12 protein-coding genes are annotated in these 12501 nt (G+C 71.9%); 5 read left to right on the forward strand and 7 right to left on the reverse strand.

The window, feature by feature from the left end; translation table 11 throughout:
- Positions 1–165: 165 nt before the first annotated feature.
- From ER308_RS08450 to ER308_RS08460, 3 genes are all read right to left on the reverse strand, one after another.
- The gene (locus ER308_RS08450; RefSeq protein WP_131154574.1) at positions 166–1392 is read right to left on the reverse strand and encodes an RNA polymerase sigma factor; all 1227 of its coding nucleotides are present in this window, start codon (positions 1390–1392) and stop codon (positions 166–168) included.
- 5 nt (positions 1393–1397) lie between these two features.
- Positions 1398–1751: a YciI family protein gene (locus tag ER308_RS08455; RefSeq protein ID WP_131154575.1), complete on the reverse strand. Its 354-nt coding sequence runs from the start codon at positions 1749–1751 to the stop codon at positions 1398–1400.
- A 192-nt stretch (positions 1752–1943) separates the two neighbouring features.
- Complete coding sequence (locus ER308_RS08460; protein ID WP_165491917.1) at positions 1944–2903, reverse strand: helix-turn-helix transcriptional regulator; 960 nt, start codon at positions 2901–2903, stop codon at positions 1944–1946.
- 88 nt (positions 2904–2991) lie between these two features.
- On the opposite strand from ER308_RS08460, the gene ER308_RS08465 reads away from it, so the two are divergent.
- The 4 genes from ER308_RS08465 (at position 2992) to ER308_RS08480 (ending at position 7522) form a co-directional block, all read left to right on the forward strand.
- Complete coding sequence (locus ER308_RS08465) at positions 2992–4143, forward strand: epoxide hydrolase family protein (RefSeq protein ID WP_131154577.1); 1152 nt, start codon at positions 2992–2994, stop codon at positions 4141–4143.
- 184 nt (positions 4144–4327) lie between these two features.
- A complete protein-coding gene (locus ER308_RS08470) occupies positions 4328–5350 on the forward strand; it encodes a sigma-70 family RNA polymerase sigma factor (protein ID WP_205745973.1) in 1023 nt (340 codons plus the stop codon).
- Between the two features lie 283 nt (positions 5351–5633).
- Positions 5634–6689: an ATP-binding cassette domain-containing protein gene (locus tag ER308_RS08475; protein WP_131154579.1), complete on the forward strand. Its 1056-nt coding sequence runs from the start codon at positions 5634–5636 to the stop codon at positions 6687–6689.
- Positions 6686–7522, forward strand: coding sequence for an ABC transporter permease (locus tag ER308_RS08480; protein ID WP_131154580.1), 837 nt, complete (start codon positions 6686–6688; stop codon positions 7520–7522). The genes ER308_RS08475 and ER308_RS08480 overlap by 4 nt, the downstream gene beginning before the upstream one ends.
- 17 nt (positions 7523–7539) lie before the next feature.
- Here the strand turns inward: ER308_RS08480 and ER308_RS08485 are convergent, their stop codons facing one another.
- On the reverse strand, positions 7540–8742 hold the full coding sequence (locus tag ER308_RS08485) for a winged helix-turn-helix domain-containing protein (RefSeq protein ID WP_205745974.1): 1203 nt from the start codon (positions 8740–8742) through the stop codon (positions 7540–7542).
- A gap of 203 nt (positions 8743–8945) precedes the next feature.
- Between ER308_RS08485 and ER308_RS08490 the strand changes: the two genes are divergently transcribed.
- Positions 8946–10328 (forward strand): PQQ-dependent sugar dehydrogenase, encoded by a 1383-nt coding sequence (locus ER308_RS08490; RefSeq protein WP_131154581.1) that lies wholly within the window; start codon positions 8946–8948, stop codon positions 10326–10328.
- Positions 10329–10339: 11 nt separating this feature from the next.
- Here the strand turns inward: ER308_RS08490 and ER308_RS08495 are convergent, their stop codons facing one another.
- From ER308_RS08495 to ER308_RS08505, 3 genes are all read right to left on the reverse strand, one after another.
- A complete protein-coding gene (locus ER308_RS08495) occupies positions 10340–10987 on the reverse strand; it encodes a serine hydrolase domain-containing protein (RefSeq protein ID WP_131154582.1) in 648 nt (215 codons plus the stop codon).
- Complete coding sequence (locus ER308_RS08500) at positions 10984–11877, reverse strand: serine hydrolase domain-containing protein (RefSeq protein WP_131154583.1); 894 nt, start codon at positions 11875–11877, stop codon at positions 10984–10986. The genes ER308_RS08495 and ER308_RS08500 overlap by 4 nt, the downstream gene beginning before the upstream one ends.
- 156 nt (positions 11878–12033) lie before the next feature.
- Positions 12034–12384 (reverse strand): hypothetical protein, encoded by a 351-nt coding sequence (locus ER308_RS08505; RefSeq protein ID WP_131154584.1) that lies wholly within the window; start codon positions 12382–12384, stop codon positions 12034–12036.
- Positions 12385–12501: the final 117 nt, after the last annotated feature.

A 12501-nucleotide genomic window follows, 5' to 3' on the forward strand; every position in this document is an offset into this window, starting at 1 on the left:
GGACCGATCCGGTCCGGGGTTCGCAGAGAGGCAGGAGGGGCGACCCGTCGCGCAACTCGCCTCGCTACCCATGAGACGACAGGTGGGGTCCGCGGTCATCGCCGGACGTGCCGGGCTCAGGCCATCGCACGCCGCGCCGACGAGGTCGGGCGCGGTCGAGACCGGTCAGGGCGCCTCCGGCAACTCGCGTGCCCGCTGTTCGAGGAACCGGCGCTCGGCGGCATTGGTCGCGAGCCGGTACGCGCGCTCGTAGGCACGAGCAGCCCCGGCGTCACGTCCGAGGCGCCGCAGCAGGTCGGCCCGCGTCGCGTGGAACAGGTGGTAGTCCTCCAGGCCGAGCGCCTCGACCGCGTCCAGCGCCGGAGCAGGCCCGCGCACCTCGGCCAGGGCCACCGCCCGGTTGAGCGCCACCACCGGGGTGGGCGCCATCGCCATCTGCTGGTCGTACAGCGCCAGGATCTGTCGCCAGTCGGTCACGACCGCCGTCCGCGCGTCCGTGTGCACCGCGTTGATCGCCGCCTGGATCTGGTAGGGACCCGGCCGGTCACGGCGCAGGCACTCGCGGACCAGGGCCTGGCCTTCGGCGATGAGCCTGGGATCCCAGAGGGACCGGTCCTGCTCGCGCAGCGGCACCAGCGACCCGTCATCGGTCGTCCGCGCCGCGCGCCGCGCCTCGGACAGCACCATCAACCCGAGCAGGCCGAGCACCTCCGGCTCGTCGGGCAGGCGCCCAACCAACAGACGCGCAAGTCGGATCGCCTCCGCGGACAGGTGATCGCGTACCAGGCCCTCGCCACTGGCGGCCAGATAGCCCTCGTTGAAGACGAGGTAGAGCACCCCGAGCACGCCCGACAGCCGATCAGAGAGCTCCTCCTCGTCCGGGACCCGGTAGGGGATGTTCGCCGCGCGGATCTTGCGTTTGGCTCGCACCAGGCGCTGGGCCATCGTCGGTTCGGTCACGAGGAAGGCGCGAGCGATCTCGCCGGTTTGGAGCCCTCCCACCATCCGCAGGGTCAGGGCGACACGGGCGGGCACGGCCAGGGAGGGGTGGCAGCACGTGAAGATGAGGCGGAGACGGTCGTCCGGCATCGGCGCGCCGGTCGGAGGATCGGGCTCGGCGCGAAGACGCGCCGCTTCGGCGTGACGATCGTCACGGAGGGCCTCGCGCCGGAGCCGATCGATTGCCCGCCGACGAGCCGTGGTCGTGATCCAGCCACCGGGGTTCGGTGGAACCCCGGTGGCCGGCCAGCGCCGGCTCGCCACGACGAACGCCTCCTGGACGGCCTCCTCGGCCACGTCGAGGTCGCCGAAGGCGCGCATGAGCGCCGCGACCGCCAGCCCGGACTCCTCGCGGAAGACCCGGCTGATCTCGTCGGTGTAGCTCGCGGACACGCGTGCTAGAGGCTCGCCCACTGGAACGGGCGGACCTCGATGGGGGTACCGGTGGCCCGGGAGGCCTTCTCCGCCCAGCGCAGGGCAGCGTCCAGATCGGGTGCCTCGATGATGTTCAGCCCGCCGAGCTGCTCCTTGGTCTCGACGAACGGGCCGTCGGCGGTCAGCACCTCGTTCCCCTCCACGCGCACGACCGTCGCGGCGTCAGGGTCGTGGAGACCTCCGGCGAACACCCAGGCACCGGCCGCCTTCAACTCGTCCTTGAAGGCCTCGACCCGGCCCGTGATCTCCTGCAGTTCCTCCGGGGACGGCGGGACACCGTCCGCCGGGTAGACGACGGACAGCAGGTAGTGCGACATGACGGTCCCTCCTCGTCATCCGGGGGCGGCTCCGTTACCGGCCCCTCTACCCCCTCCACGAACCCGACCCCGCACATTCGACACCGTCACCGATCTCGTCTCCACCCTCCCGAGGCCCCGTCCCGTTCTCGAGGACGCACGAGCACGACGGGAGCCTGCGGTGAGGCACCGAGCACGGGCACGAGCAGCGATTCAGCGGGGAGTCGCCCGGACGTCGAGCAGCTCGGCGCCGAGCCGGTGGAGCTCCTCGACGAGATCATCGCCCTCGACGACCTCGAAGCGGCACCCGAGCGACAGAAGGTAGCGCGCGACCCAGTACGGATCGTCGCCGCCGAGCTCCATCAGGGTCGCGCGCTCGCCGTCGGGTTCCAACGTGCCCTCCGTGGGCGGGATGAAGCGCCGCGCGCGGGTGACCGGGATCATGAGGCGCACGATGACGCGACGCTGGTGCATCCCGAACGCGACCGCCTCGGCCACCATGGCGGCAGGATCGGGCGGGCCAGGCGACGCGACACGCGTTCCCAGGGGTGCCACCTCGGTGATGCGGTCGACCCGCAGGGTGCGCCACGCATCCTTGCGCACGTCCCGCGCCACCAGGTACCAACGGCGTTCGGTACGCACCAGGCGATACGGGTCGATGTCACGCCGGCTCGTCGTGCCGGTCCGATCCCGGTAGGCGATGCGCACTTGTTCACCCTGCCGGCTGGCCTGAGCGATCACCGCCAGGGTGTCGGGATCGACGCCGCGGTAGGGCCCGGCGGCACCGAGCTGCACGGTGTCGGCTCCGAGCGCCACGACCCGGCCCCGCAGGTGGGCGGGCAACGATGTCTCGAGCTTGGCGAGCGCGCTCACCGCCGACTCGTCCACTCCGGTGACACCGCTCGTCGTGGCCGTCCGCAGTCCCACGGCGACGGCAACGGCCTCCTCCTCGTTGAGCACCAACGGGGGCAGCGCCTGCCCGCGCGCCAGGCGGTAGCCCCCCTCGGTGCCGGCAGCGGAGTCGATCGCGTACCCGAGGTCGCGCAGGCGGCTGATGTCACGGCGCAGCGTCCGCGGGGTCACGCCCAGCCGCTCCGCCAGCTGCTCGCCCGACCACTCGCGGCGGGCCTGCAGCAACCCGAGCAGTTGCAACATGCGGCTGGTGGGATCCATGCCACACAGCATGGCCGAGCCTGCGGACAGGATCTGACCGCGGACCACCTACCTTCCGGCCACCGATCGACGACGAAAGGACCCAGCGGTGGCCGACCCGACGATCCGCCCGTACACGACCGACGTCCCCCAAGCCGACGTCGACGATCTGCACGACCGCTTAACACGTGCGTGCTGGCCCGACGAGTTGCCCGGGGTGGGATGGTCCTACGGCGTCCCGGTCACGTACCTGCGGGAACTCGCGGAGTACTGGCGCACTGGCTACGACTGGCGAGCGCACGAGGCGCGGCTCAATGATCTGCCCCAGTTCACCACCGAGATCGAGGGGCAGCCCGTCCACTTCGTTCATGTGCGCTCCCCCGAGACCGATGCGCTCCCACTGGTGCTGACACACGGATGGCCCGGCTCGATCGTGGAATTCCTCGACGTCATCGGACCCCTCACCGACCCCCGCCGACACGGGGGCGACCCGGGCGACGCCTTCCACCTGGTCGTGCCGACCCTGCCGGGCTTCACCTTCTCGGGTCCCACCCTCGCGGCCGGCCAGGGCACGACCGAGCGGTACGCGGAGATCGTCGCGGAACTGATGGCCCGGCTGGGCTACGACCGCTATGGCGCCCAGGGCGGCGACGTGGGAGCCTTCGTCTCCCCGCAACTCGGGCGGATCGCTCCCGAGCGGGTCGTAGGCGTCCACATGAACGCGATGGTCACGATCCCCTCGTGGGATGACGACGGCAGCGGCTACGACGAGACCGACCAGGCACGCCTCGCCGAGCTCCACGCGGCATGGGAGGAGGGCTTCGGCTACGCGGCCATCCAGGGCACCCGGCCACAAACCCTCGCGTTCGGGCTCCGGGACTCCCCCGTCGGGTTGCTCGCCTGGTTGGTCGACATCTTCCACACCTTCTCGAACCCCGACGTCGAGCGGCCCGACGACGCCGTCGACCGGGACGCACTGCTCACCAACATCAGCCTGTACTGGTTCACGGGCACCATCGGCTCGTCGTTCCGGCTGTACAAGGAGTCGCAGCAGTGGGACGCCGAGCCCGCCTCCTCGGGGGTTCCGACCGCGGTGGCAGTCTTCCCGGGGGACGTGACCGTCCGCGGCATCGCTGAGAAGCAGAACCACATCGTGCGCTGGACCGAGTTCGAGCGCGGGGGCCACTTCGCCGCCATGGAGGCACCCGACCTCCTCGTCGACGATGTTCGGGCCTTCTTCCGTACCGTCGGCTCATCGTGACGGTCCTGGGCCGATCCAGGTCGGGATCGGGATCCACCAGCAAACCGGCGAGCGGAACGAACGACCACCTGGATCGATGGACAGTGGCGCAGCACGACCGATGGTCTACGCTGACCTGCTGCACTCGGCTGTGGCGCAATGTTGTTGTGGGCCTCGGAAGGGCTTCGGACGGGAGGGTCTGGAATTGAGTGATCTCGCTGCTTCGCGCCCATCGAGGCCTCGAACCCACGAGCCCTCGTCCGCAACGCCGGGGGTCGGCGAGCCGGACCTCGAGGTCTACCGCCGGGAACTGACCGCGCACTGCTACCGCATGCTCGGATCCCCGTTCGAGGCCGAGGACGCCGTGCAGGAGACCATGGTGCGCGCCTGGCGCGCGATGGACCGGTTCGAGGGACGCGCCAGCGTGCGGACGTGGCTCTACACGATCGCGACGAACGTCTGCATCGACATGACCCGCGGCCGCGATCGGCGCGCCCGACCCATGGACCTGGCGCCGTCCTCGACGGTCGCGGAGGCACAGCTGGTCACCCGACCCGAGAACACCTGGCTCGAGCCCGTTCCCGACGGTCACGTGGTGACCGATGGCGAGGACCCGGCCGAGGTCGTGGCGAGCCGCGACAGTGTCCGCTTGGCGTTCGTGGCAGCCCTTCAGCACCTGCCGCCGCGCCAGCGGGCGGTGCTGATCCTGCGGGAGGTCCTGCGGTGGAAGGCTGCGGAGGTCGCCGAGCTGCTCGACACGAGCGTCCCGTCCGTCAACAGCGCGCTGCAACGAGCACGCGCCACCCTGGCGGCCATCGAGCCGGCGCCCGCCGACCCGCTGCGACCCGACGATCCCGAGCAGCAAGCGCTGCTGACCCGCTTCGTCGACGCGTTCGAACGCTACGACATGAACGCGCTCACGGCGTTGCTGGCCGAGGACGCGGTCCAAACGATGCCCCCGTTCGACCTGTGGCTTCAGGGAGCGGGCGAGATCCGCGACTGGATGCTCGGGCCGGGCGCCGAATGCCGTGGTTCTCGGCTGGTCCCGACGGCCGCGAACGGGCTGCCGGCCTACGGCCAGTACCGCCCCAGCGGGCCGGGAGGCCGCCACGAACCGTGGGCGCTCCAGGTCGTCGAGATCTCCGGGGGAAGGATCGTGGGCCTGAACGCGTTCCTCGACACCGACCGGTTGTTCCCGCTCTTCGGGCTGCCTGCCCGATTGGGGTGACCGCGTCCGAGGGGCCGGCACGGCCTCTCGCGTCGACCCACCGATGAGGTTCGGCCCGGGCGCGCGTCACACCCCCTGACGACCCGAGCCTGACCACCCGAGCCGAACCGTGCGAACGGCGCGCCACCGGCGAGCTCCGGGCATCGACCCGCTGCGGACGCGATCTGTCCGCGGCGGCCGGAGACTCGGGCCGCGGTCGCCGCTGGGCCCTCCCCCGGGGGAGGGTCGTACCACGCTCGCTCACGGGCACCACGAGCCCGCGGGCCACGAGACAGGAGCCTTCATGTCCACCGCAGAACCACGCGTCGCGCGCAACGGCGACGCACCCACCGGGCCCGACGGCCCGGCCATCGAGGCCCGCGGCCTCGTCAAGCGGTTCGGCGAGACCGTCGCGGTCAACGGCCTCGACCTCTCGGTCCCGGCCGGCGCGGTGTACGGCGTGCTCGGGCCGAACGGCGCGGGCAAGACCACCGCGATCCGCATCCTCGCCACCCTGTTGCAGGCCGACGAGGGGCACGCGCGCGTGCTCGGGCACGACGTCGAACGGGAGGCGGACGCGGTGCGCAGCCGGGTGAGCCTCACCGGCCAGTTCGCGTCGGTCGACGAGGACCTCACGGGCTTCGAGAACCTCGTGCTGCTGAGCCGGCTGTGGGGCCACGACCGTCGCGCCGCCCGGGTTCGCGCCGGGGAGCTGCTGGAGGCCTTCAGCCTCGCCGATGCGGCCGGACGCCAGGTCAAGACGTACTCGGGCGGCATGCGCCGCCGGATCGACATCGCGGCCAGCATCGTCGTAACCCCTGAGCTGATCTTCCTCGACGAGCCCACGACCGGGCTGGATCCCCGCAGCCGCAACCAGGTGTGGGAGATCGTGCGCACCATGGTGGCGGCGGGGACGACGGTGCTGCTCACCACGCAGTACCTGGACGAGGCCGACCAGCTGGCCCGTCGGATCGCCGTCATCGACCACGGCCGGGTGATCGCCGAGGGCACCAGCAGCCAGCTCAAGGCGTCGGTGGGGGCGGGGGCGCTGCACGTTCGCGTGCTCGACCCCGAGCAGCGCGCCGAGGCCGAGCGGGTGCTCGTCACCGCGCTCGACGCGCCGGTCCGTCTCGAGGCCGACCCGGCCGCGCTGTCCGCCCGCGTCTCGGACGCCGGACGCGTCGCGCACGCGCTCACCGAGCTGTCCGGGACGGGCATCGACATCGCCGACTTCGCGCTGGGCCAGCCGAGCCTCGACGAGGTCTTCCTGGCCCTGACCGGCCGGCCCGCGGAACCCCACGATCCCGACACACCGGACGACGAGGCCCCCGGGGCCGCAGGAGAGGAGCTGACCGCATGACCACCGCTGCCGCCCCCGAACAACTCGAGCAGGACGCGGTGCGGACCGTGCTGTCGACGAGCGCGCGGCCATCCCGGCCGAGCGGACTCACGGTCTCGCTCGTGTTCTGGTGGCGCGCGATGCTCAAGATCAAGCACGTGCCCGAGCAACTCTTCGACGTGACCGCGTTCCCGGTCATGTTCCTGCTCATGTTCACCTACCTCTTCGGTGGCGCCCTCGCCGGATCGACCGGCGCCTACCTGCAGGAGGTGCTGCCCGGGATCCTCGTGCTCACCGTCGCCATGATCACGATGTACACGGGGCTCACGCTCAATCGGGACATCCAGAAGGGCGTGCACGACCGGTTCCGGTCGCTGCCGATCTGGCGGCCGTCCACGCTCGTCGGTCCGCTCCTGGCCGACGTCGTGCGCTACACGCTCGCGTCGACCATCATGATCACCCTCGGGCTCGTCCTGGGCTTCCGCCCCGACGCCGGGGCGAGCGGCATGCTCATGGCCGTCGCCCTGCTGCTCGCCTTCGCGTTCAGCCTGTCGTGGGTGTGGACGGTGCTCGGGATCGTGATGCGCTCAGAGAACGCCCTGATGGGGCTGTCGATGATGATCCTGTTCCCGCTCACGTTCGTGAGCAACGTGTTCGTGCCCCCGGAGACACTCCCCGGTTGGCTCGAGAGCTTTGTGAGCCTGAACCCGGTCACGATCCTCGTCACCGCGACGCGCGGCCTCGCGCACGGTCATGCAGTGGGCACGGAGATCGGCGTCGTGCTGGCAATCAGCGCCGCGCTGGTCGCGGTGTTCGGGCCGTTGACCATGTACGTCTACCGCCGCAAGGCGTGAGCGCGAGTGCCGGCTTCTCAGGCGCCGAGGCGGCCGACGAGGTCGCCTCGGTCGCCGGGCTCGACCCGTTCGAGGCCAAGCCACGTCGCGAGCCGGCCGAGCGCGTCTCGTAGGCCGTCGGCGGCGCTTCCCGGGTCGGCCGCGGGCTCGGCGAACGCACCGGGCACCCGCAGCGTTCCGTTCGCACGGTCCGCTCGAACGTCGGCCCGGGCGACCAGTTGGTCGCCGAGCAGCAGCGGCAACACGTAGTAGCCGTACTCCCGCTTGGCCGCTGGTGTGTAGATCTCGATGCGGTAGTCGAACCCGAACAGCCACCGGGCGCGCGGCCGATACCAGACGACGGGATCGAAGGGGGCGAGCAGGGTGCAGGCCTCCACGCGTCGGGGCACCCGCGCCTCCGCGTGCAGGTACGCCTCGCCGTCGAGGCCCTCGACCGCGACGGGTTCGAGCCGGCCCTCCTCCACGAGCCGGTCGACCGCAACGCGTGCCTCGCCCTTGCGCAGCCGGAAGTAGTCGGCCAGGTCGCCGGTGGTCGCGACGCCGTGGGCCCTGGCCGCCCGCTCCACCAACGCCGCGTGCGCATCCGGCTCACTGGGAGTCGGCGCCGCGAGCACCCCCTCGGGCACGACGCGTCCCGCGAGGTCGTAGACGCGCACGAACCCGCGTCGCTCGCGCACGGCGAGGCGTCCCCGGCCGAACAGCTCCTCGCAGGCGGCCTTGACCTCCGACCAGTCCCACCACGGGCCACGCGCGGCGCGATGGCCCTCGATCTCGGCCGCGGTCGCCGGCCCGCCCTCGCGGATGGCCTGCTCGACCGCATCGAGCCAGCCGGCCGGCGCGTCGGCCAGGACCCGGCTCGCCGGCCGGTACCCGAAGCGCCGCATCCTCCAGCGCAGGAGCGGGTGCAGGTCGACCGGCGCCAAGGAGGCCTCGTGCACCCAGTACTCGAAGAGCTCCCGACGCCGGTAGGCGAGGTCGTCGACCAACCCACGCGGGTACGGGCCGAGGCGTGAGAAGGCGGGGAAGTAGTGGGCCCGCGCGACAGCGCTGACCGAGTCGATCTGCAACACCTGCGTTCGGGCCAGCACCCGCCGCAGGTGTCGGGCGTCGACCCGTCCGCTGGGCGAGGCGTCGGCGAACCCCTGGGCCGCGAGCGCGACCCCGCGGGCCTGCGCACGGCTCAGGGACTGCGTACCCGAGCGGGCGCCGCGCCGGACCACGTGACCCCTCCGTCCCCGCCGATCGCGCCGCTACCGGGGGAGGTCGACGGCCCCCGCGAACACCGAGCGCGGCGAGCCTAGGGAGGCGCCGGGACCGAGCGCAAGCACCGGCGCACCCGCGCAGCTGCTCCGAGCCGAGCCCCGCCCTGCCCCGCTACAGTCGAGGGACGCCGATGGCACCGACCGGCCCAGTGAGGGACTGAATGGGCAAGAGACCCCTGGCCGTTGTCGCCGTGGCGCTCGTCCTGATTCTGGCCGGAGTGGGCGCGTACGTCGCCCTCGCCGGCGGAGAGCCCGAGGAGGAGCCACCCGAGCCAGCCGCGGACGGCGACGCCGAGGATCCGACCGACGACCCGGACGACGAGGCGACCGACGAGCCCGACGACGGCGACGAGGGCGACGAGGGCGACGAACCCGATGAGCCCCTCGACGGGGAGGACGAGCCCCGCGACGACGAGCCGGCTGACGGCCCCGACGACGCGGACGAGGAGGAACACCCCGAGCCGGAGCTGGCGGTGGAGTCGGTGGTGGAGGGGTTGTCCGAGCCGTGGGGGTTGGCGTTCCTGCCCGATGAGCCGGACCGGTTGTTGGTGACCGAGCGGGCGGGTTCGTTGGCGCTGGTCGACACCGCCGCCGGCGAGCTCGACCGCATCGAGGGGGTGCCCGAGGTCCACACCGGGGGGCAGGGTGGCCTGCTCGACGTCGCCGCCCACCCCGACTTCGCCGACACGCCCTGGGTCTATCTGACCTATTCCGCCGCCGACGACACCGGCGCGACCAGCACCCACCTCGTCCGCGGGCAGCTGGACACCGACCAGCTCACCCTCGACGACGTCGAGGTGCTGTTCGCCGCCGAACCGTTCGTCGACAGCACCCAGCACTACGGCTCACGCGTGATCTTCGACCCCGACGGGCAGCTGTACATGACCATCGGCGACCGCGGCAACAAGGACTTCGACGACCACCCCAGCCAAGACCCCAGCAACACGCTGGGCACCACGATCCGCCTCGACCCCGACGGGACGGTGCCCGACGACAACCCCTTCACCGACACCGACGACATCGCCGACGAGATCTACACCTACGGGCACCGCAACGTCCAAGGCATGACCATCCACCCCGACACCGGCGACATCTGGCAAAGCGAACACGGCGAGGAGGACGGCGACGAGATCAACCGCCTCTCCCCCGGCGGCAACCACGGCTGGCCGACCACCCACACCGGCTGCCACTACGGCACCGACACGCCCCTGGGCGACCACCCCGGCGACCACGACGACATCACCGACCCCGTCCACACCTGGGAATGCAACACCGGCGGCTTCCCCCCCGCCGGGACGATGTTCTACACCGGCGACGAGTTCCCCACCTGGCACGGCGACCTGCTCCTCGGCGGGCTGGCCAGCCAACACCTCGCCCACTTCAGCGAACGCGACGGCGAACTCACCGAACACGACCCCCTGCTCGCCGACCAGGGCTGGCGCATCCGCGACCTGGCGACCCACCCCGACACCGGTCACATCTACCTCGCCATCGACGACGACCCCACCGACCTCATCCGCCTCAGCAACGACGCCGACGACTGACAGTCGTGCGGTCACGCTCGGCGCAACGCGAGCGCGCGTGCCCCCGCGAGTGCCGCGCCGGTGACGGTCGCGACGCCGAGCCAGATCACGAGCTCGGGAGCGGCCAGGAGCAGCATGCGGTGCGGGAAGACCCGACCGGCGAGCGTCGCCATGAGGCTCGGCAGGCCCACGAGGAGCACCGCGGGCAGGAACAGCCGCGCGATGCCGAGCCACCGCAGCCAGGCGGGCCGCCGCAGGCTGCGACGAGCCCACGAGTCGCGCCGGAGGAACCCTCGAGCCCGGACGAGCAGCCCGAACAGGATCAGTACGACGAACAGGCCCGCGAGACGCCGGTGCGTCACGGGACCGCTCGAGGGGGCCTCGCCGTTCAGCAGCGCCACGACGCCGTCCTTGATCCGGGGCACCTCGGTGAACGCGTGGTTCGCGTTGGCGAGCAGCACGATCCCGTGGCCGGTGTCGGGCAACAGGACCTGCTCGGCGTAGGCGGTGCCGAGCACCCCGTTGTGCTCGAGCGTCGGATGCCCGCTCGACTCGTCGGTCCACCAGCCCATCGCGTAGTCGCCGTCGACGTCGGCCGGTGACGTCCGCACGAGCTCGACGCTCTCGGGGTGGAGCACCTGCTCGTCGTCGAAGCGGCCCCCGTTGCTCTGGGCGATCACCGCTCGGGCGAGTCGGAGGCGGTCGAGACGACGCCGCCGGAGCCCGCGATGAACCCGGGGGGCTCGTCGCGCGCGACGGGCACCCCGAAGGCGACCACGTGGCCCTGCGCCACCTCGGGCGTGGCCAGATCGGTCCGGGCATGACCGGCCGTGTCGTCCATGCCGAGCGGGCCGAACACGGCCTCGTCGAGGTAGTCGTCGAACGTCTCACCGGAGGCCACCTCCACGACCCGGGCGAGGATCTCGTAGTTCGGGTTCGAGTAGCGGTGGGCCGTGCCGGGCTGCGCGACCGGCTCGGCGCCCGCGAGCTGAGTGACCCGGTCGGCGGGCGTTTCCACGTCGAGGTCCCACAGCCTGTCGAAGGACCGGTCGGCGAGCCCACCGGTCTGGTTGAGCAGGTGCCGCAGCGTGAGGGGGGTGCCGGCGTGGTGGTCGGCGGGCACGACGCCCGGGACGTGATCGCGCACCGGGTCGTCGAGGTCGAGCGCGCCCTCCTCTGCGAGCCGTAGGACGGCCAGGGCGGTGAACGACTTGCTGAGCGAGGCCAGGCGCATCGGCGTGTCGGGGGTCATGGGCTCCCCGTGGGCCGCGCTGCCGTAGCCGGCCAGGTGGACGATCTCGTCGCCGTGGGTGACCGCGACCGCCAGGCCCGGCAGCGGGCTCACAGCCACCTCTTCGGCGAGATAGCCCTCGAGATCTTCGAGATGGGCGTCCAGTGTTTCGGCTGCCGCGGGCTCGGCGGCGTCCGTGCGCACGCGATTCACGGGATCCGCTTCGCGGGCCGCCCGCACGGCAGGAGCGACCGCGGCGAGGACGGCCCCGGCGACGAGCAGCCCGAGCCAGGCCTTGCCGAGACGGGAGGTGCGGACAAAACGGTCGAGGCGTGCCATGACGGACGCATGGTGACGCCCGGCCCACGACCGTGCGATCAGGGGTTTCCCCGGGGGGCACCGAGAGGATGGCGTGACCGCCTGGAACCGGCGCTCAGCGTCCGCGAGGCCGCGCCGTTCGAACGGTGCGGCCTCGCGGGCGACGTGCGCCGCCCGCTACTGGCCGTGCGGGCAGCCGGACGTCGGCACCATCGGGGGGCCCGGTGGACCGAAGATGTCCGCGGCGCTGCGACCCTGTTCCCGCATGCGCTCACAGGCCGTGTTCAGCCCCTTCTCATGCGCGGGCGACTGCATGCGGCCCGCATCCGGCCCGCCGCCGACGACCGCCAACGCCTCGTTGCCGAGCGTCGCATCCGGGAGTGCCGGACCGCCCACCCACTGGACCTGTGCTTCGTCCTGGCCCGGCGGATCGACCACCAGATAGTGCGCCGCCGCCGGCCCCGCCATCATCCCGACCGCCAGAAGTGTCGCCAGCAGCACCACGACGGCCCGTGTCTTTCCCCTCATCCTCGCCCCTTCCCATCGAGGTCCCGGTGAACCCGGGAGCGGAGCGAACCTACTGCCGGGAACGCGCCGCCAGTAGTGGTACGTTGAAACGTCCAATCTTCACGCCATCCGCCCATC

Origin of the sequence: Egibacter rhizosphaerae (assembly GCF_004322855.1) — a bacterium.
Lineage (GTDB): Bacteria > Actinomycetota > Nitriliruptoria > Euzebyales > Egibacteraceae > Egibacter > Egibacter rhizosphaerae.